19 protein-coding genes are annotated in these 19,524 nt (G+C 49.9%); 14 read left to right on the forward strand and 5 right to left on the reverse strand.

Translation table 11 applies throughout. From position 1 onward, the window contains the following. Window positions 1-123: 123 nt before the first annotated feature. Entirely contained in the window at window positions 124-459 is a 336-nt protein-coding gene (gene yecR / locus I6L54_RS11075; protein ID WP_040232424.1) for a YecR family lipoprotein, read from the reverse strand. Window positions 460-728: 269 nt separating this feature from the next. On the opposite strand from yecR, the gene I6L54_RS11080 reads away from it, so the two are divergent. After that, the gene (locus I6L54_RS11080) at window positions 729-1,367 is read left to right on the forward strand and encodes an RpiB/LacA/LacB family sugar-phosphate isomerase (RefSeq protein ID WP_005127717.1); all 639 of its coding nucleotides are present in this window, start codon (window positions 729-731) and stop codon (window positions 1,365-1,367) included. Window positions 1,368-1,400: 33 nt separating this feature from the next. On the opposite strand, the gene I6L54_RS11085 is transcribed toward I6L54_RS11080, so the two are convergent. Further along, window positions 1,401-2,822, reverse strand: coding sequence for an MFS transporter (locus tag I6L54_RS11085; RefSeq protein WP_040232423.1), 1,422 nt, complete (start codon window positions 2,820-2,822; stop codon window positions 1,401-1,403). A gap of 131 nt (window positions 2,823-2,953) precedes the next feature. Between I6L54_RS11085 and I6L54_RS11090 the strand changes: the two genes are divergently transcribed. Beyond that, window positions 2,954-3,205 carry a DUF2766 family protein gene (locus I6L54_RS11090; RefSeq protein WP_005127709.1) on the forward strand — a complete coding sequence of 84 codons (252 nt, stop codon included), beginning with the start codon at window positions 2,954-2,956 and terminating at the stop codon, window positions 3,203-3,205. A gap of 80 nt (window positions 3,206-3,285) precedes the next feature. Here I6L54_RS11090 and I6L54_RS11095 read toward each other — a convergent pair whose 3' ends face one another. Beyond that, a complete protein-coding gene (locus tag I6L54_RS11095; RefSeq protein ID WP_005127707.1) occupies window positions 3,286-3,789 on the reverse strand; it encodes a non-heme ferritin-like protein in 504 nt (167 codons plus the stop codon). Between the two features lie 545 nt (window positions 3,790-4,334). Here I6L54_RS11095 and I6L54_RS11100 point away from each other — a divergent pair. From I6L54_RS11100 to otsA, 6 genes are all read left to right on the forward strand, one after another. Further along, window positions 4,335-4,892, forward strand: a complete 558-nt coding sequence (locus I6L54_RS11100) for a DJ-1/PfpI family protein (RefSeq protein WP_040232420.1) — start codon at window positions 4,335-4,337, stop codon at window positions 4,890-4,892. Between the two features lie 318 nt (window positions 4,893-5,210). Next, window positions 5,211-6,200 carry an arabinose ABC transporter substrate-binding protein gene (locus I6L54_RS11105; RefSeq protein ID WP_005127705.1) on the forward strand — a complete coding sequence of 330 codons (990 nt, stop codon included), beginning with the start codon at window positions 5,211-5,213 and terminating at the stop codon, window positions 6,198-6,200. Window positions 6,201-6,305: 105 nt separating this feature from the next. Beyond that, a complete protein-coding gene (gene araG / locus I6L54_RS11110; RefSeq protein ID WP_005127704.1) occupies window positions 6,306-7,820 on the forward strand; it encodes an arabinose ABC transporter ATP-binding protein AraG in 1,515 nt (504 codons plus the stop codon). Between the two features lie 14 nt (window positions 7,821-7,834). Then, window positions 7,835-8,821 carry an arabinose ABC transporter permease AraH gene (gene araH, locus I6L54_RS11115; protein WP_005127703.1) on the forward strand — a complete coding sequence of 329 codons (987 nt, stop codon included), beginning with the start codon at window positions 7,835-7,837 and terminating at the stop codon, window positions 8,819-8,821. A gap of 175 nt (window positions 8,822-8,996) precedes the next feature. Further along, a complete protein-coding gene (otsB, locus tag I6L54_RS11120) occupies window positions 8,997-9,800 on the forward strand; it encodes a trehalose-phosphatase (protein WP_040232418.1) in 804 nt (267 codons plus the stop codon). Beyond that, window positions 9,775-11,196: an alpha,alpha-trehalose-phosphate synthase gene (otsA, locus tag I6L54_RS11125; protein WP_040232417.1), complete on the forward strand. Its 1,422-nt coding sequence runs from the start codon at window positions 9,775-9,777 to the stop codon at window positions 11,194-11,196. Before otsB ends, otsA begins: the two co-directional genes overlap by 26 nt. On the opposite strand, the gene uspC is transcribed toward otsA, so the two are convergent. Further along, window positions 11,197-11,625, reverse strand: a complete 429-nt coding sequence (uspC, locus tag I6L54_RS11130) for a universal stress protein UspC (protein ID WP_040232415.1) — start codon at window positions 11,623-11,625, stop codon at window positions 11,197-11,199. 795 nt (window positions 11,626-12,420) lie between these two features. Between uspC and flhD the strand changes: the two genes are divergently transcribed. The 6 genes from flhD to cheW all read left to right on the forward strand — a co-directional run bounded on the left by flhD (window position 12,421) and on the right by cheW (window position 17,859). Next, window positions 12,421-12,762: a flagellar transcriptional regulator FlhD gene (gene flhD, locus I6L54_RS11135; RefSeq protein ID WP_040232414.1), complete on the forward strand. Its 342-nt coding sequence runs from the start codon at window positions 12,421-12,423 to the stop codon at window positions 12,760-12,762. A gap of 2 nt (window positions 12,763-12,764) precedes the next feature. Next, the gene (gene flhC, locus I6L54_RS11140) at window positions 12,765-13,343 is read left to right on the forward strand and encodes a flagellar transcriptional regulator FlhC (RefSeq protein ID WP_005127694.1); all 579 of its coding nucleotides are present in this window, start codon (window positions 12,765-12,767) and stop codon (window positions 13,341-13,343) included. 124 nt (window positions 13,344-13,467) lie between these two features. Next, window positions 13,468-14,355: a flagellar motor stator protein MotA gene (gene motA / locus I6L54_RS11145; RefSeq protein WP_005127691.1), complete on the forward strand. Its 888-nt coding sequence runs from the start codon at window positions 13,468-13,470 to the stop codon at window positions 14,353-14,355. Next, entirely contained in the window at window positions 14,352-15,281 is a 930-nt protein-coding gene (gene motB, locus I6L54_RS11150) for a flagellar motor protein MotB (protein ID WP_005127690.1), read from the forward strand. The genes motA and motB overlap by 4 nt, the downstream gene beginning before the upstream one ends. 4 nt (window positions 15,282-15,285) lie before the next feature. After that, a complete protein-coding gene (cheA, locus tag I6L54_RS11155) occupies window positions 15,286-17,334 on the forward strand; it encodes a chemotaxis protein CheA (RefSeq protein WP_040232412.1) in 2,049 nt (682 codons plus the stop codon). A gap of 21 nt (window positions 17,335-17,355) precedes the next feature. Further along, window positions 17,356-17,859 (forward strand): chemotaxis protein CheW, encoded by a 504-nt coding sequence (cheW, locus tag I6L54_RS11160; RefSeq protein ID WP_003034638.1) that lies wholly within the window; start codon window positions 17,356-17,358, stop codon window positions 17,857-17,859. A gap of 77 nt (window positions 17,860-17,936) precedes the next feature. Here cheW and I6L54_RS11165 read toward each other — a convergent pair whose 3' ends face one another. Then, on the reverse strand, window positions 17,937-19,196 hold the full coding sequence (locus tag I6L54_RS11165) for a dicarboxylate/amino acid:cation symporter (RefSeq protein ID WP_005127687.1): 1,260 nt from the start codon (window positions 19,194-19,196) through the stop codon (window positions 17,937-17,939). Between the last annotated feature and the right edge of the window lie 328 nt (window positions 19,197-19,524).

The following is a 19,524-nucleotide window of genomic DNA, read 5'->3' on the forward strand; positions in this document are numbered from 1 at the left end:
AAAGGTAAAATAATAAATTTAATTATTAAAAATGCGAATGGGAATAAAACGCATTAGCGCTATTAAATTGATGATATAAATAAAAATAGAATAGATGACCAGCAGAAGTGCTGGTCGAAATGATTAATAATGGAAAGTAGAAGTTTGTGGTACGGCAACACCGTGACACTGCCAGGACTGCGTGATTTTGGTATTCAAACACAGAGAACCCGCATAAACGCTGCAGGTCGCAACCGGCTGGCCAAATCCGACTGCACTGGCATAACCCATGCGCTGACATGCTTTTGTCGCAGTTCCCTGAGCAACATAGTCGTCGGTACGTGCTGTTTGTAGCATGGCCTGGTTGTAAGTCAGACGAACCACGCCGGTAATGTTGCTGGCTTCGCTGACCTGAGCCTGCTTAGTGATAGTGCATCCCGTCAGCATGAGCGGTAAGAGGGCAAGAATAAAGGTCTTCATGAAATCGCTCTGAAAAATCGGTGATACGCTATCCTGACATACATCACGGCTAGTCAATGGCCTGAATAGCCAGAAGATCACCTGCGATTAATCACAACGACACCCTGTTTATGAGTTAAATCTGAAGGCTGGCGCAAAAACCGTGAGCATCTCGATATTTTATGAAACTTAATTTCATAAAATTTGAAAGATGATTTGCTAAATAGTAATGTGACTGAAATGTCATGAGTTACGGCGGAACCTCCGCGACGCATTCAGGAGAATACACAATGAAAATTGCACTGATGATGGAAAACAGCCAGGCAAGCAAAAACGCGATAATTCACCATGAGCTTAAGTCTGTCGCGGATGAAAAAGGTTTTCCTGTGTTCAATGTCGGGATGAGCGACGAAAACGATCACCATCTGACTTACATCCATTTAGGGATCATGGCCAGCATTCTGCTCAATTCAAAAGCGATTGATTTCGTTGTCACGGGCTGCGGTACGGGTCAGGGGGCAATGATGTCACTGAATATTCACCCAGGCGTTGTGTGTGGCTACTGCCTTGATCCCGCGGATGCGTTCCTGTTTGCGCAGATAAACAACGGTAATGCGCTCTCGCTGGCCTTTGCGAAAGGGTTTGGCTGGGGGGCTGAATTGAACGTCCGGTATATGTTTGAAAAAGCGTTTACCGGTCGTAATGGTGAAGGTTATCCGCCGGAGCGTAAAGACCCGCAGGTGCGTAATGCGGGGATTTTAAACCAGGTGAAAGCGGCAGTAGTAAAAGAAAATTATCTTGATACCCTGCGCGCTATCGATCCTGAACTGGTGAAAACCGCCGTTTCCGGCCCACGTTTCCAGCAGTGTTTCTTTGAAAACTGCCAGGATAAAGCGATTGAAGCCTTTGTCCGTGAAGTTATTGGCTAAACCCGGTTGGCCCGATGGCGTGGACTATCGGGCTTATCGACGCTTATTTGACACTGCGCTTCCCGCATCGCGGGTAAGTCGCAGGGTATCAACCATTCCTATCAGGCAAATCATGGCGATAGCGACGAATGCCAGCCGGAAACTGATGCCGGGTATTGCACCCAGTGACAACCATTCACTCACTTGATCCCCGATACGGATCCCGATAGCCGCCAACGAAATCCCTAATCCAACAGCCAGTTGCGTCGCTGTACTAAACAGCGTATTGGCATAGCTCATCTGCGATGCAGGAACATCCGCAAATGCCAACGTGCTGACACCGGTAAACTGAATTGAGCGAAAAACGCCGCCCAGATACAGCACCAGTAAAATTACCCATACGGGAGTTTGCGGCGTGATCAGCGCACAGGCCAATAGCGCCAGCACATTAAGCGCGCCATTTATCAACAGCAGTTTTTTAAAGCCTAACCAACGTATTAACGGCGTAGTAGCGGGTTTAATCGTCAGGTTGCCAACAAACACGGCCAACACCAGCGAACCGGCATGGAAAGCATTCATACCAAACCCAACCTGAAACATCAGTGGCAACAGAAAGGGTACCGCACTGATAGAGGCACGAAACAGCGAGCCTCCGTACATCGTGACACGAAATGTAGGCACACGCATGGCATCCAGACGAATCATTGGCCACGCGGATTGGCGAAAATGGTGCAGGGCAAACAGGAACGTGGCTATTCCAAGTGTCAGAAGTCCTGCTGTTAACCAGCCTTGCGGTTGTTGGGTTCCAAGCAGTTCCATCGCATAGACCAGACTGACCATCGCGACCGATGTGGCAATAAAGCCGGGAAAATCGAACGGGCGACGCTCGTCATCATGAATATCCGGGATAAAACGCAGCGCCAGCGCTATCGCCAGCAACCCCAGTGGCACATTAATAAAGAAGATCCAGCGCCAGTTGGCATAACTGGTAATAAATCCGCCCAAGGGGGGGCCAATTATTGGTGCCACTAAGGCAGGCCAGGTCAGGGTGGCGATCGCGGTGATCAACTGATGTTTAGGCGTGGTACGCAGAACGGCGAGGCGGCCGACCGGCACCATCAGTGCCCCTCCGACACCCTGTAAAATGCGCATTGCCACAAAGACTTCAATACTGGTGACGAGTCCGCATAAAACTGAGGCGAAGGTAAAGATCGCCAGTGCCAGGGTAAACACTTTTCGGGCACCAAAACGATCGGCAATCCAGCCACTGGCAGGGATGAGAACCGCCAGCGTGATCAGATAAGCACTGATGCCGATGTTCAGATCAACGGCCTGCACGCCGAAACTTTTTGCCATATCGGGCAAGGCCGTCGCAATCACCGTGCCATCGATGAACTCCATAAAGAAGGCCCCAGCGACCAGTAGTGCAGCTGGAGAAAGACCCCGCTTATTCTCAACCGCTAAATGTTCACTCATGTTGTGCTTGCCATCTCAAACGAAATTAACTGGGTCTGTTTTTTTATTTTCAGCGCGGTTGTACTGCTTGCACCGCTACCGTTTCGAGCGCTGAATAGGTACTATGACGACCTTTCTATAAGGAGCTCATTATGTCCCAAACACTGAATGCCGATCAGGAACTGCTCTCGGACGTTGTTGCCTGCCAGTTGGTTATCAAGCAAATTCTGGATGTTATTGATGTTATTGCCCCGGTAGAAGTTCGGGAAAAAATGTCCAGTCAACTGAAAAGCATCGACTTTTCCAGCCATCCAGCGGGCGCTGATCCCGTTACGATGCGCGCAATTCAAAAAGCGGTTGCGTTGATCGAGCTGAAATTCACCCCGCAGAATGAGTCTCACTAAAATAAACCGTTGTTTCAGGTTTTAGAAAGGTTTTTTTACGCCTCTCAGAACGGGAGGCGCAGATTTGTCGCGATCGGATATCAGTGATGTTGGTAGTTTACGACGTTTAGCAAATGCTTATCCGTTTGCGCCATACACAGTCCAGCACGTTTAGCGCTACGAACTTCATCAAGAATCGTTTGTAGCAGCACGCCATCCTGCTGCTGTTCTTTTTCCAGATCATGAAGAAAATCAACGGTTGACGCGTCGTTCAACGCTTCTGCCTCATCCGTCAGACGCGACAGCGTACGGGAACGCTGCTGATATTCTTCCAGCGTTTTCTGAAACAGCTCTTCAAGGGACGTTAGGTCATCACCGGGAACATCGATGGCTTTGACGATGGGGTTAGCCCCTGCGCTTTTCATAAAATTAAACATACGCATCATTTGCGTCACGTTACCCTGCGCCTGAGCGCGCAGAAACGTCGCGGTACCTGTCAGGCTGTGTTCGTAGCACCATTCACTGAGGTGAAGGTAGAGATTCGATGCGTAAAACTCAAGATTCATTTGCGTGTTGAGTTTGTGAACAATTCCAACTGCAGCCATATCAATATCCTTATTTCAGAAAGGTGAAGTACGTCACCAACGCCAGTACAACGGGCTGCCGTTATACTTCACATCTACGTACGAGTAATACTGTTAGCAGAATAAATCCGTTCCGCCGGTCCTTTAGATGATCACGAATTATATTCGCTTCCGATCGTGATTCAGCATAGCGCGTGCCTGGCATCAAGAGAATCCTTAAAACCACCTATTTATGTTTTTTTACATATTGGCATAACAATATGCTTAGCCATGTCGTTTCGATATATAATTGATGTGAATGTAATTTGATGATTTATAATGTATTTATTTAGAATGCAGATAGTAAAATGACGTTTCAATTCTCAAAATTAAATTTCATGCCGCGGTATTCTATGACATCTGGTGATTATCACTGTGGGTTTTGATGGGAATTTCCCGGTGAAGTGATGTGTCTGGAAATTATCTGCAACCTAATTTCTTGCGCCAGATCATTTTTAATAAATTTAATGGAATGAATTATTCGGCATTTTTTGTTGGATATCGGTGGATAAATCGAGGAGTTGTATATGAAGAAGGTGGCGGTGTTGCTGGCACCCGGTTTTGAAGAAGCTGAAGCCATTGTTACTATTGATATTCTACGTCGCCTGCAAATTGAGGTTGAGACGCTGGCCTGCGCTGAGTCTCGGGCGGTGGTGAGCTATCATGACGTGCCTATGGTGACCGACAATACGCTGGAGGCCCGTCGGGATGCCTTTTACGATGCGATCGTGTTGCCAGGAGGACCACAGGGTAGCGTAAATCTTGCCGCCAGTGCTGCAGTCGTCCAGTTTGTCTCTCGCCATGACGATGCAGGAAAACTGATTTGCCCGGTTTGTTCGGCAGCCGCGCGGGTGCTGGCGGGTAATGGGTTGTTGAAAGGACGGCGCTACGTGTGTTCAGGTGAGCTGTGGCAAACCATCACTGACGGCGAGTATGTCGATGCGGCTGTTGTTGAAGATGGCAATCTTATCAGTGGCAAAGGGCTGGGCCATATTTTTGATTTTGCGTTTACGCTTTCTGCTCGTCTGTTAGACGACGATATCCCTGTGCGCGATCACGCTGACCATATTTATTACCCCTGGTAATCATTGGACTCCCGGATGTTTCGATATTCGGGAACAAGGATTCACTGGCTGATGTTATGGATTAACCTGCTATTTCTTATTTTTTCCATTCTGAAAATTGTGTTTTTTTATGTCATTTTCCGCTGAATTTATGTACGCAACTACTGTAATTTCAGGGTGTGATGCCGCTCTCTTATGGAGAATCAATTTCCCGCTAAAAATACTCTCAGCACTGGCATTGATCTTATCAATAAAAGGTAATGCCTTGTTTTACGTCCGGATTACAAAAAATCGTTTGATTTTACCCTACATAAAAGAACGTTAAAGCTGGAGTTAACCATGCACAAATTCACTAAAGCGCTGGCGGCCATCGGTCTGGCTGCCATTATGTCACAATCCGCTATCGCAGAATCCATGAAGCTCGGTTTCCTGGTCAAACAACCGGAAGAGCCCTGGTTCCAGACAGAGTGGAAGTTTGCTGATAAAGCCGGTAAAGACCTTGGGTTTGAGGTGATTAAAATTGCCGTTCCAGACGGCGAGAAAACCCTGAATGCCATCGACAGCCTGGCGGCAAGCGGTGCAAAAGGATTTGTAATTTGTACGCCGGACCCAAAACTTGGGCCTGCTATTATGGCAAAGGCACGTGGCTATGACATGAAAGTCATCGCGGTTGACGATCAGTTCGCCAATGCGAAAGGTAAGCCGATGGATACTGTGCCATTGGTGATGATGGCAGCAACCAAAATTGGTGAACGCCAGGGCCAGGAACTGTACAAAGAGATGCAGAAACGTGGCTGGGATGTGAAATCTTCCGCTGTAATGGCGATTACCGCAAACGAACTGGATACCGCGCGCCGTCGTACATCGGGTTCGATGGAAGCGCTTAAAGCTGCAGGCTTCCCGGAAAAACAGATCTATCAGGTCCCAACCAAATCTAATGATATCCCTGGCGCATTCGACGCCGCAAACTCCATGCTGGTGCAACATCCTGAAGTTAAACACTGGCTGATTGTCGGTATGAACGACAACACCGTGCTGGGTGGCGTGCGTGCTACCGAAGGGCAGGGGTTTAAAGCAGCAAACGTGATTGGTATCGGTATTAACGGTGTTGATGCAATTAGCGAACTTTCAAAAGCGGAAGCCACCGGATTCTACGGTTCACTGCTGCCTAGCCCGGACGTTCACGGTTATAAATCCAGCGAAATGCTCTACAACTGGGTCACCAAAGGCGCAGAACCGCCGGTGTTTACTGAAGTTACCGATGTGGTGTTGATTACCCGCGACAACTTCAAAGAAGAACTGGCGAAAAAAGGCTTAGGCGGCAAATAACTCAACTGCCGTAAAACGATCTTATCCGGCCTACAAATAACGCCCTTAGTAGGCCGGATGAGGCTACGCCGCCATCCGGCAACCGTTTAGATCCACGGAGACGTTATGCAACAGTCTACCCCGTATCTCTCATTTCGCGGCATCGGCAAAACCTTCCCTGGCGTAAAAGCGCTAACGGATATTAGTTTCGACTGCTATGCCGGTCAGGTGCATGCACTGATGGGTGAAAATGGCGCAGGGAAATCAACATTATTAAAAATTCTCAGCGGTAACTACGCGCCAACCACGGGATCTATAGCGATCCGCGGACAGGAAGTTTCGTTTGCGGACACAACCACTGCGCTGAATGCCGGTGTCGCCATTATTTACCAGGAATTGCATCTGGTGCCGGAAATGACCGTCGCCGAGAACATCTATTTAGGTCAGCTTCCGCATAAGGGTGGGATTGTGAACCGCTCGTTGTTGAACTACGAGGCGGGGCTGCAGTTAAAGCATCTGGGAATGGATATCGATCCTGATATTCCGTTGAAGTATCTCTCCATCGGTCAGTGGCAAATGGTGGAGATTGCTAAGGCGCTGGCGCGTAATGCCAAGATTATCGCTTTTGATGAACCCACCAGCTCTCTTTCCGCCAGGGAGATTGACAATCTGTTTCGCGTAATTCGTGAGCTACGCAATGAGGGCCGCATCATTCTGTACGTTTCCCACCGCATGGAGGAGATTTTCGCCCTCAGCGATGCCATAACGGTGTTTAAGGATGGGCAATACGTCAAAACGTTTACGGATATGCAGCAGGTTGATCACGACGCACTGGTACAGGCGATGGTGGGGCGTGATCTTGGGGACATCTATGGCTGGAAAGCCAGACCTTATGGCGCGGAGCGTCTGCGTCTGCATGAGGTAAAAGCGCCAGGCGTGCGCACCCCGATCAGCTTATCGGTGCGTAGCGGCGAAATTGTCGGACTGTTCGGCCTGGTTGGTGCCGGACGTAGCGAATTAATGAAAGGTCTGTTTGGCGGGACGCGTATCACGCAAGGCCAGGTGTTTATTGACGAACAGGCGATAGATATCCGCAAACCCAGTCACGCCATTGAAGCAGGCATGATGCTGTGTCCGGAGGATCGTAAAGCCGAAGGGATCATCCCGGTCCATTCGGTACGTAACAACATCAATATTAGTGCGCGCCGTAAACATGTCATGGGGGGATGTCTGATCAACAACGGCTGGGAAGAGACCAATGCTGACCATCATATCCGTTCACTTAACATTAAAACGCCGGGTGCAGAGCAACTGATCATGAACCTCTCTGGCGGTAATCAGCAAAAGGCCATTTTGGGGCGTTGGTTATCGGAAGAGATGAAAGTGATTTTGCTGGATGAGCCCACCCGCGGCATTGATGTCGGTGCGAAGCATGAAATTTATAACGTGATTTATGCCCTGGCTGCGCGCGGTGTTGCCGTGCTGTTTGCCTCCAGTGACCTGCCGGAAGTTCTTGGTGTCGCCGACCGCATTGTGGTGATGAGAGAAGGTGAGATCGCAGGTGAATTACTTCATGAACAGGCGGATGAACGCCAGGCGTTGAGCCTTGCTATGCCTAAAGTCAGCCAGGCAGTTGCCTGAATAAGGAGAATATGATGTCTTCCGTTTCTACATCGGGTTCAGGCGCTGCGAAGTCGGCGCTAAATCTTGGCCGAATTTGGGATCAGTACGGGATGCTGGTGGTGTTTGCCGTGTTGTTCCTGGTTTGCGCTATTTTTGTGCCAAACTTTGCGACTTTCATCAACATGAAGGGGCTGGGACTGGCGGTATCTATGTCGGGTATGGTTGCGTGCGGGATGTTATTTTGCCTGGCATCCGGCGACTTTGACCTCTCGGTAGCGTCTGTTATTGCCTGCGCAGGGGTGACGACGGCCGTGGTCATTAATATGACCGAAAGCCTGTGGATTGGCGTGGCGTCAGGGTTGTTGCTCGGCGTTCTGTGCGGTCTGGTGAATGGTTTCGTGATTGCACGCTTAAAAATTAACGCGTTGATCACGACACTCGCCACCATGCAAATTGTTCGTGGTCTGGCCTACATTATCTCCGACGGTAAAGCGGTGGGAATCGAAGACGAGCGCTTCTTTACGCTTGGCTATGCCAACTGGTTAGGACTGCCGGCGCCGATCTGGTTAACCGTGGGCTGTTTTATTATTTTTGGCCTGCTGTTGAATAAAACCACGTTTGGTCGCAATACGCTGGCGATTGGGGGCAATGAGGAGGCGGCTCGTCTGGCTGGGGTGCCGGTCGTTCGCACTAAGATTATTATCTTTATCCTTTCCGGTCTGGTATCCGCCGTGGCGGGGATTATCCTGGCATCACGTATGACCAGCGGCCAGCCAATGACCTCTATCGGTTATGAGCTGATCGTGATTTCTGCCTGTGTGTTAGGCGGCGTTTCGCTCAAAGGCGGCATCGGAAAAATCTCATATGTCGTCGCAGGGGTGTTGATTCTGGGGACGGTTGAGAACGCGATGAACCTGCTGAATATCTCTCCATTCGCACAGTATGTGGTGCGAGGTTTGATCCTGCTGGCAGCGGTGATCTTCGACCGCTACAAACAAAAAGCTAAGCGTACTGTTTAATGATTTAAATCCCAACTTTTTAGTCTAGCTTCCGCTTATCGCCAGCCGCTACCCGGCTGGCGATTGTTTTTCTAAATGGCGAGCACGGTCACACTGTCTATACTTATACCCGTCATACATCCTATATACGGCGCGATCCGCGCGGCGTACAGACCATGACGAGGAGGAGAATCGGGTGACAGCATCGCTAACCTTACCCCCTGAGCATCCCACAAACTGTGCTTATTTTTTCGATCTCGATGGCACACTGGCTGAAATCAAACCGCATCCTGACCAGGTTGTTGTTCCACAGACCATTCTGCAGTTATTACATCGCCTGGCCACGCAAAATGCGGGTGCTGTGGCATTGATTTCAGGGCGCTCAATGGCAGAGCTTGACGCACTCACCACCCCTTATCGTTTCCCGCTCGCCGGGGTGCATGGGGCAGAACGCCGTGACATCAATGGTCAAACCCATATTGTGCATTTGCCTGCGGCGGTCGAGCGCGAAGCGGGGGCGTTATTGCATGCGGCGCTGGCGACGTTACCGGGGACAACGCTTGAAACTAAAGGCATGGCTTTCGCTCTGCACTACCGGCAGGCGCCTGAGCATGAGGCCGCGCTGCTGGCGTTGGCTGAACGTATTACCCATATCTGGCCGCAATTGGCATTGCAGCCCGGGAAGTGTGTGGTGGAAATCAAATCACAGGACACCAATAAAGGAGACGCAATTGCGGCATTTATGCAGGAAGCGCCATTTGTCGGACGGACCCCTGTTTTTGTTGGTGATGATCTGACCGATGAAACAGGTTTTGCCGTGGTCAATCGCGCCGGTGGTATCTCGGTAAAAGTGGGAAGCGGGGAGACTCAGGCGACATGGCGCCTGGCTGCTGTCAGGAACGTCTGGCATTGGCTGGAACAAATCAACTGTCCGCAGCAGGAACAAGAAGCAACGAATGACAGGAGAGGTGGCTATGAGTCGTTTAGTCGTAGTATCTAACCGCATCGCCTCACCGGATGACAAAGGCAGTGCTGGCGGCCTTGCTATAGGTGTGCTGGACGCCCTGAAGGCGGCTGGCGGCCTGTGGTTCGGCTGGAGCGGTGATACAGGCAATGAGGAACAACCGTTAAAAAAGGTTACCCGTGGCAACATCACCTGGGCATCGTTTAATCTGAGTGAACAGGATTACGAGGAGTATTACTGCCAGTTTTCGAATGCCGTGTTATGGCCTGCGTTCCATTATCGACTGGACCTGGTACAGTTTCAGCGTAGTGCCTGGGAAGGCTACCAGCGGGTTAATGCCTTACTGGTTGATAAGCTGCTGCCACTGCTTAGCGATGACGATATCATCTGGGTTCACGATTATCACTTGTTACCCTTTGCCTGCGAGCTACGCAAACGTGGTGTGAATAATCGCATCGGTTTTTTTCTGCATATTCCTTTTCCGACACCCGAAATTTTCAATGCGTTGCCGCCACATCAGGCGTTGCTTGAGCAACTGTGCGACTTTGATTTATTGGGCTTTCAAACCGACAACGATCGCCAGGCTTTTCTTGACTGTCTGACGGCGCAAACTCAGGTAACTACGCCCAGCGAGAAACAACATCTGGCCTGGGGTAAAGCGTTCCGCACGGAAGTTTATCCTATTGGTATTGCACCTGAAGAGATTGCACGGCAAGCATCAGGATCGCTACCGCCGAAACTGGCGCAGTTAAAAGCAGAGCTTAAAAATGTGAAAAATATCTTCTCTGTTGAGCGACTGGATTACTCCAAAGGCCTGCCGGAGCGCTTTCAGGCCTACGAGGCGCTGTTGGAACAGTTTCCCCAGCATCACGGTAAGATTCGTTATACGCAGATAGCACCGACCTCGCGTGAGGAGGTACAGGCTTATCAGGATATTCGTCATCAGTTAGAGACCGAGGCCGGGCGGATCAATGGTAAATACGGGCAACTGGGCTGGACGCCGCTGTACTACCTGAATCAGTATTTTGACCGTAAATTACTGATGAAGGTCTTCCGTTACTCAGATGTTGGACTGGTGACGCCACTGCGCGATGGCATGAATCTGGTGGCCAAGGAGTTTGTCGCCGCACAGGATCCTGCTAACCCCGGCGTTCTGGTGCTCTCGCAGTTTGCCGGGGCTGCGAATGAGTTGACTTCTGCACTCATTGTAAACCCTTATGATCGGGATGACGTCGCAGGCGCATTAAACCTGGCTCTGACGATGCCGCTTGCCGAGCGCATTTCCCGTCATGCGGCAATGCTGCAGACTATCGTTAAAAATGATATCAACAACTGGCAGGCGAGATTTATTTGCGATCTGAAGAACATCGCATCGCGTCATACGGAAAACCTGTCGCCTGACCCGCAGACAGCCTGCAGCAAACTGGCGTGATTAATCGCCGGCAAGCGGCACCAGCAACACATCAACCTGGCTTGCGCTGACCACGCTTTTCGCTGAGCAGGAGGCTCGCGAAAAGAAACTGTGGTTATGGTTGCCATAAATCACCAGATCAACCTCGTGTTTGCGGCATACATCCAGAATGTGGTCGTTCAATGCCCCATAGGTAATAAACGTGTGCTCAATGGGGTACTGTGCCTCTTTGCTTAACTGATCGAGAAAATTATGGGTCTCTTCTTGCATGACTTCCCGCAGATCTTCCAGCATTGGGGCGGCAAACTGGTTATACAGTTCAGGATCTGAAACCAGGGTTATCAGACTAATGCGGGCGTTGACAGGGCGAGCGATTGAAACAGCCTTTGCTAACAGTTGGTGACTTTCGGGGGTGGCGGCAACAGCGACAAGAATGTGCGCATAGCTCATAACTCGCTCCTTTTGTTCATGAATTATGAGAGAACTCTTCAGTTTTGATCGTATAACGCCATACTGCTACGTTTCGTACGGTAATTGTGTGAATGCCATCATGATTATTCATTAATTATTCTTATAAATAGAATAATCACTTCATATAAGCTGTAAATCTGTTCGGATGATTTAAGTTAAACTCATCTCTAATAAAAACAATTTGTTAATAAAAAGTATACATCATTTAACATTTAAACGGTTATCACAGCCCGGTATTAATTAATCAGTCTTAATATTTAAGTCTTTGTTTATAAAGAATTTAATGCGGAGGGTTATTTCATATTAAATCTGTGAGCCAGCTCGCTATTTTAGCGCGTGATATTAACGTTCGTAAACAGAATACTATTCGATTTTATTGCAAGATTATTCGTATGGCTGGAATCGAAAAAGATAATGGTGGTTTAAAAAATAGCCAAAATAAAAGCTGTGCTGATGGATTTATGTTAAGTGTTTAGCTTGATTATGTGATCTGCGTCACATATTCTTTAAATTCGCAGCATGGCTACGTTGTATGTGTAACGGGTGGCGGGTAGAGTTGCGTCGAATTAGGAAAAATCTTAGACATTTGTAAGAAATGATGTGAGCTTGTAAGGGGCGCGGCATTCTAAGAAAGGAATGTTAAGACAACGCGTAAGCGCCATCACGTTGCTATGTATTTGACCTTTTGCTTTTTTTTTACCGGGCCTTCCCGGCGACATCACGGGGTGCGGTTCTGCCGCATGAAAATAATGTTGGTTATTATGGATGCAAATAATGCATACATCCGAGTTGCTGAAACACATTTATGACATCAATTTGTCGTATTTATTGCTAGCACAGCGTTTGATCGTTCAGGACAAAGCGTCTGCAATGTTCCGCTTGGGTATCAGCGAGGAGATGGCAGATACATTGGCAACATTAACACTTCCTCAAATGGTCAAATTGGCTGAAACCAATCAACTGGTATGCCATTTCCGTTTCGACGATCATCAGACTGTAACGCGTTTGACGCAAGATTCCCGCGTTGACGATCTTCAGCAAATTCATACCGGTATTATGCTTTCAACACGCCTGCTTAACGATATCGATGACGCAGCGCGTAAGAAAAGGGCTTGATGATGAGCGAAAAAAGCATTGTTCAGGAAGCGCGTGATATCCAGTTAGCGATGGAATTAATCACATTGGGCGCCCGTTTGCAAATGCTGGAAAGCGAAACGCAATTAAGCCGTGGCCGACTCATCAAGCTGTACAAAGAATTACGCGGTAGTCCTCCGCCAAAAGGGATGCTTCCGTTTTCCACCGACTGGTTTATGACGTGGGAACAAAATATTCATGCATCGATGTTTTGTAATGCATGGCAATTTCTGCTTAAAACCGGTTTGTGCAGCGGCGTGGATGCCGTGATTAAAGCGTATCGGTTATATCTTGAGCAGTGTCCGCAGCCAGAAGAAGGGCCATTGTTGGCGCTTACTCGTGCGTGGACCCTTGTCCGTTTTGTTGACAGTGGTTTACTTGAATTGTCCGCCTGTAACTGCTGCGGCGGAAATTTCATTACCCACGCGCACCAACCCGCAGGCAGCTTTGCCTGCAGTTTATGTCAGCCGCCATCGCGAGCCGTAAAAAGACGTAAACTTTCCCAGAATGCTGCCGATATTATTCCACAACTGCTGGATGAACAGATCGAACAGGCTGTTTAACTGAAACGGTGTGGATAAACACTCCAGCAGCGGTAAGCGATTACCGCTGCTTTTTTTTGTCCTGACCATGAGTTAACTGCCCGACTGCGCATCCTGTCATAGTCAATTGCGAAAGGATGATGTCGTGCTTATCTTATTAGGTTACCTGGTTGTTATTGGTACAGTTTTCGGCGGTTACATGATGACCGGCGGACACCTTGGGGCACTCTATCAACCGGCTGAGCTGGTGATCATCGGTGGCGCAGGTATCGGGGCATTTATCGTTGGTAACAACGGTAAAGCCATCAAAGGGACGATGAAAGCGATCCCGTTGCTTTTTCGTCGTTCGAAATATACCAAAGCCATGTATATGGACCTGCTGGCCTTACTCTACCGCCTGATGGCCAAGTCACGTCAGCAAGGCATGTTCTCGCTGGAACGCGATATCGAAAATCCAAAAGAGAGTGAAATTTTCGCCAGCTATCCGCGTATTCTTGCGGATGCAGTGATGCTTGATTTTATTGTCGATTATCTGCGTCTGATCATCAGCGGCAACATGAATACGTTTGAAATTGAAGCGCTGATGGACGAAGAGATTGAGACGCATGAAAGTGAGGCCGAAGTTCCGGCTAACAGTCTTGCGATGGTCGGTGACTCATTACCGGCGTTCGGGATCGTGGCTGCGGTGATGGGGGTTGTACATGCGCTGGCTTCTGCCGATCGTCCCGCTGCTGAACTGGGTGCCCTGATTGCACATGCCATGGTAGGGACATTCCTCGGTATATTACTGGCCTATGGATTTATTTCCCCACTCGCCAGCGTCCTGCGACAGAAGAGCGCTGAAACAACCAAGATGATGCAGTGTGTGAAGATAACTCTGCTCTCCAATCTGAATGGCTACGCGCCACCGATTGCGGTCGAGTTTGGTCGTAAGACGCTGTATTCCAGCGAGCGTCCTTCGTTTATCGAACTGGAAGAGCATGTTCGTGCGGTGAGGAATCCAGCAGCGCAGCAGACGACCGAGGACGCATGAAAAATCAGGCCCATCCCATTATCGTCGTAAAGCGACGCAAACATAAAAATCACGGTGGTGGGGCGCATGGTTCGTGGAAAATTGCCTACGCCGATTTTATGACCGCGATGATGGCCTTCTTTCTGGTGATGTGGCTTATTTCCATCTCCAGCCCTAAAGAACTGATTCAAATTGCCGAATATTTCCGTACTCCGCTGGCCACTGCGGTGACGGGCGGAAATCGGATCTCGAACAGCCAAAGCCCAATTCCTGGTGGGGGTGATGATTACACCCAGCAGCAGGGGGAAGTGAACAAGCAGCCCAACATTGATGATCTGAGAAAGCGCATGGAGCAAAGCCGTTTGAGCAAGTTACGTGGCGATCTCGATCAACTGATTGAATCTGATCCTAAGCTGCGTGCACTACGCCCACATCTGAAAATTGATTTGGTTCAGGAAGGGCTGCGGATACAGATTATCGACAGTCAGAACCGCCCGATGTTTAAAACCGGAAGCGCAGAGGTTGAACCTTACATGCGTGATATTTTGCGGGCGATTGCGCCGGTGCTGAACGGGATCCCAAACCGTATCAGTCTTTCTGGTCATACGGATGATTATCCCTATGCCAACGGTGAGAAGGGATATAGCAACTGGGAACTGTCTGCCGATCGCGCCAATGCATCGCGTCGCGAGCTGGTCAGCGGTGGACTGGATGATGGAAAAGTATTACGGGTGGTAGGTATGGCCGCCACGATGCGTCTGAGCGATCGCGGTCCTGAGGACGCCATCAACCGCCGTATAAGCCTGCTGGTTCTGAATAAGCAGGCCGAAGAGGCCATTTTGCATGAAAACGCTGAAAGCCAGAATGAGCCGGTAAGTGTCTTACAACAGCCAGTGGCGCTGCCGCCGGCAAGCGTTCCCACATCGCCACCAGCCAATCCGAGGTGATAGCGTGAGCATGGATATTAGCGATTTTTATCAGACATTTTTTGATGAAGCTGACGAACTGTTGGCTGACATGGAGCAACACCTGCTGGATTTGGTGCCTGAAGCCCCGGACTCCGAACAGCTGAATGCCATTTTTCGTGCAGCGCACTCGATTAAGGGCGGGGCGGGCACTTTCGGCTTTACCATTTTGCAGGAAACGACCCATCTGATGGAAAACCTGCTGGATGAAGCGCGGCGTGGCGAGATGCAGCTCAATGCCGACATTATCAACCTGTTTTTGGAAACGAAAGATATTATGCAGGAACAGCTCGACGCCTATAAAAACTCAGAGGAGCCAGATGCCGCCAGCTTTGAGTACATTTGTAATGCGTTACGACAGTTAGCGCTCGAAGCAAAAGGTGAAACCGCGCCCGCGGTGGTCAATAGCGCCAAACTGAGCGTTGTTGATGGCACGGCGATAGCAGAGGAGGTGGGTGCACAAGAAGCCGCCCCTGTCACTGAAGAGATCAAAAAGCGGATCATTCTCTCGCGCCTGAAAGCCAGTGAAGTCGATTTACTGGAAGAGGAACTGGGGAATCTGGCGACCTTAAGCGATGTGGTCAAAGGTGCCGATACGCTGTCGGCAACGATCGACGGTAGCCTTGCCGAAGATGACATTATTGCAGTGCTCTGCTTCGTCATTGAAGCGGATCAGATTGAGTTCGAAACCATCACTGCCGCGCCGACTGCTGCAGAAACGCCAGCCGTCGCAGATGTCGCCGAACCACAGCCGCTGCCGGTTGCTGCACCTGCGCCAGTGGCCAAAGCGACCGCCAACGAAGCGCCGCATGGACGAGCAGAGCGTGAGAAACCTGCCCGGGCCAGCGAATCAACCAGTATCCGCGTGGCGGTTGAGAAAGTCGATCAACTGATTAACCTGGTGGGTGAACTGGTCATCACGCAGTCAATGCTGGCTCAGCGTTCGAACGAACTGGATCCGGTAAACCATGGCGATCTCATCACCAGCATGGGGCAGTTACAACGTAACGCCCGCGATCTGCAAGAGTCGGTGATGTCGATTCGTATGATGCCAATGGAGTATGTTTTTAGCCGCTTCCCGCGTCTGGTGCGCGATCTGGCGGGTAAATTGGGGAAACAGGTTGAACTAACCCAGGTCGGTAGCTCCACCGAACTGGATAAGAGCCTGATCGAACGCATTATCGATCCGTTGACGCACCTGGTGCGTAACAGCCTCGATCACGGTATTGAATTGCCGGAAAAACGCATCGAATCAGGGAAAAGTCCGATTGGTAATCTGACACTTTCTGCCGAACACCAGGGCGGGAATATTTGTATCGAAGTGACCGATGATGGCGCGGGTCTGAACCGCGAACGTATCCTGGCGAAGGCTATTTCCCAGGGGATGCCGATCCACGAAAATATGAGCGATGACGAAGTCGGCATGCTGATCTTCGCCCCGGGATTCTCGACCGCCGAGCAGGTGACGGATGTTTCCGGGCGTGGTGTCGGTATGGACGTGGTGAAACGAAATATCCAGGAGATGGGCGGTCATGTTGAGATCCAGTCGAAACAGGGTCAGGGCACGACCATCCGTATCTTGCTGCCGCTGACGCTGGCTATCCTTGATGGCATGTCTGTACGTGTAGCCGATGAAGTGTTTATCCTGCCGCTGAATGCGGTGATGGAATCTCTGCAACCTCGTGAAGAGGATCTCCATCCGCTGGCCGGGGGAGAGCGTGTTCTGGAAGTGCGTGGTGAGTATCTACCGCTGGTTGAGTTGTGGAAAGTCTTTGAAGTTGAAGGTGCAAAAACCGAAGCAACTCAGGGTATTGTAGTGATTTTACAAAGTGCAGGGCGTCGCTACGCGTTGCTGGTCGATCAGTTAATTGGTCAACACCAGGTGGTGGTAAAAAACCTGGAAAGCAACTACCGCAAAGTGCCAGGCATTTCCGCAGCAACGATCCTCGGCGACGGTAGCGTCGCGCTGATTGTCGATGTCTCTGCATTGCAGGGGTTAAACCGCGAACAACGTGTGGCAATCACAGCCGCCTGATAGAGTAAGAAAGGGAAGAATATGACCGGTATGAGTAATGTAACTAAACTGGCCGGCGAACCGTCAGGTCAGGAATTCCTCGTGTTTACGCTGGGGGATGAAGAGTACGGTATCGATATCCTGAAAGTGCAGGAAATCCGCGGCTACGATCAGGTTACGCGTATTGCCAATACGCCAGCCTTTATTAAAGGCGTGACTAACCTGCGCGGCGTGATTGTGCCGATTGTTGATCTGCGTGTGAAATTCAGCCAGAGCGATGTGGATTACAACGAAAACACCGTGGTGATTGTGCTGAATCTCGGACAACGGGTGGTTGGGATTGTGGTGGATGGCGTATCTGACGTGCTGTCGCTGACGACCGATCAAATCCGACCGGCACCGGAATTCGCGGTTACGCTGTCAACGGAATATCTGACGGGACTGGGCGCGTTGGGAGACCGGATGCTGATTCTGGTCAACATTGAGAAGCTGCTGAACAGCGAAGAAATGGCGCTGCTGGATATTGCCGCTTCCCATGTGGCATAAATCATAAGCATGTTATCCGGCTTACAATGAATGCTGTTGTAGGCCGGATAGGCGTTGCTATCCGGCAGATTTTCCCTTTACGCTTCCCGCTCAACCAGCTCCGATTCTTCTTCCAGCAAACCTTCATCCTGTGCCAGCATCGCCGTTGCAATCCCGTTACCCAACACGTTGATCGCTGAGCGCCCCATATCCAGGAAGTGGTCAATACCCATCAGTAACAAAATTCCGGCAACCGGAATATTAAAGCTTGGAATGGTTGCCGCCAGCACCACCAGCGCTGAACGTGGCACACCGGCTATCCCTTTTGACGCCAGCATCAATGTCAGCATCAGCACGGTAATTTCCGCGAAGGAAAGGTGGATGTTATAAGCCTGTGCGATAAACATAGAGGCGAACGAGCAGTAGACCATGGAACCCACCAGGTTAAACGAATAACCGATAGGCAGTACAAATGACACGATATTGGGCGAGCAACCAAATTTGGTTAATTGCTCCAGCGTTTTCGGATAAGCGGCTTCGGAGCTGCTGGTGGTGAAGGCGACCAGAACCGGGTCTTTGAGCATACTGACCAGGCGGAACACCTCTTTTTTCAGCATCATATAACCCACGGCCAGCAGAACCAGACAGGTCAACAAAATGGCCACATAATAACCACCTATGAACGATGCGTAGTTGAGCAGGATCCCCAGACCCTGGGTGGAGATAACGGAAGAGATGGCGGCAAAAATAGCCAGCGGCGCAACATACATCACGTAGCCGGTCACTTTCAGCATAATGTGGGAGACCACATCCAGCGCGGCAACCAGCGGGGCGTTAAATTTTTCGCCGAGCGAAGCACCACCGATTCCGAAGAACATCGAGAATACAACGATTTGCAGGATCTCATTATTCGCCATCGCTTCGGCGATGCTGGTGGGAATGGTATGCGTCAGAAAACCTTTCAGGCTCATACCACCGACGGCCAGGCCGGTATCAGTGGCTTCCAGCGGGATCGCCAGGTTCAGACCGCTGCCGGGTTGTTCGAGGGAGACCACAAACAGACCAACCAGAATAGACAGAATAGAAGAGCTGATAAACCAGATCATCGCTTTGCCGCCCACGCGCCCGATGGTTGAGGTTTCGCCCAGACGCATAATACCCACGGTCAGGGTACTGAATACTAAAGGCGCAATGACCATCTTAATCAGGCGCAAAAAGATGTCGGTAAGCAGCGTAATATTATCGGCCCAGGCGGTAACGACGCCGGGGGAGGCATAAGAGTGGATCACCGCACCCGACAGGATCCCCGCCAGCATGAAGATCACAATAAACAACGTGAGTTTGTTTGCATTTGCCACTAAAAAGCCCTCAGTAAGGATTTAACATTTATTGTTCGGTTACTCATTTTTTATACTTATTAAGTGGTAACGAAGTATTCATCATATAAATTGAATTAAAGCGTAAGCGGATACAACTTTTTTTAATTTTTTATCCATTTTGTTGTGGTATTTGGTGAATGGTTATGTGATCGGTGTCACACGAAAAGGGGCGGGGAATACAAATAGCGGCAAAATAAGGCGAGTTGAAAATGTTATCTTCATGATAATTATTATGTTTTTATGTAAATGCGTTGTGGTTTCTGTGCCTCCGGTTTTCCCTCCTCCCACCGGGCCTTGCTTTCCTGAT

This window comes from Citrobacter pasteurii (assembly GCF_019047765.1).
Taxonomy (GTDB): domain Bacteria; phylum Pseudomonadota; class Gammaproteobacteria; order Enterobacterales; family Enterobacteriaceae; genus Citrobacter; species Citrobacter pasteurii.

Excerpts from the sequence above, each read along its gene's own strand:
- yecR (WP_040232424.1), bottom strand. The coding sequence starts at position 459 with ATGAAGACCTTTATTCTTGCCCTCTTACCGCTCATGCTGACGGGATGC.
- I6L54_RS11080 (WP_005127717.1), top strand. The coding sequence starts at position 729 with ATGAAAATTGCACTGATGATGGAAAACAGCCAGGCAAGCAAAAACGCG.
- I6L54_RS11085 (WP_040232423.1), bottom strand. The coding sequence starts at position 2,822 with ATGAGTGAACATTTAGCGGTTGAGAATAAGCGGGGTCTTTCTCCAGCT.
- I6L54_RS11090 (WP_005127709.1), top strand. The coding sequence starts at position 2,954 with ATGTCCCAAACACTGAATGCCGATCAGGAACTGCTCTCGGACGTTGTT.
- I6L54_RS11095 (WP_005127707.1), bottom strand. The coding sequence starts at position 3,789 with ATGGCTGCAGTTGGAATTGTTCACAAACTCAACACGCAAATGAATCTT.
- I6L54_RS11100 (WP_040232420.1), top strand. The coding sequence starts at position 4,335 with ATGAAGAAGGTGGCGGTGTTGCTGGCACCCGGTTTTGAAGAAGCTGAA.
- I6L54_RS11105 (WP_005127705.1), top strand. The coding sequence starts at position 5,211 with ATGCACAAATTCACTAAAGCGCTGGCGGCCATCGGTCTGGCTGCCATT.
- araG (WP_005127704.1), top strand. The coding sequence starts at position 6,306 with ATGCAACAGTCTACCCCGTATCTCTCATTTCGCGGCATCGGCAAAACC.
- araH (WP_005127703.1), top strand. The coding sequence starts at position 7,835 with ATGTCTTCCGTTTCTACATCGGGTTCAGGCGCTGCGAAGTCGGCGCTA.
- otsA (WP_040232417.1), top strand. The coding sequence starts at position 9,775 with ATGAGTCGTTTAGTCGTAGTATCTAACCGCATCGCCTCACCGGATGAC.
- uspC (WP_040232415.1), bottom strand. The coding sequence starts at position 11,625 with ATGAGCTATGCGCACATTCTTGTCGCTGTTGCCGCCACCCCCGAAAGT.
- flhD (WP_040232414.1), top strand. The coding sequence starts at position 12,421 with ATGCATACATCCGAGTTGCTGAAACACATTTATGACATCAATTTGTCG.
- flhC (WP_005127694.1), top strand. The coding sequence starts at position 12,765 with ATGAGCGAAAAAAGCATTGTTCAGGAAGCGCGTGATATCCAGTTAGCG.
- motB (WP_005127690.1), top strand. The coding sequence starts at position 14,352 with ATGAAAAATCAGGCCCATCCCATTATCGTCGTAAAGCGACGCAAACAT.
- cheW (WP_003034638.1), top strand. The coding sequence starts at position 17,356 with ATGACCGGTATGAGTAATGTAACTAAACTGGCCGGCGAACCGTCAGGT.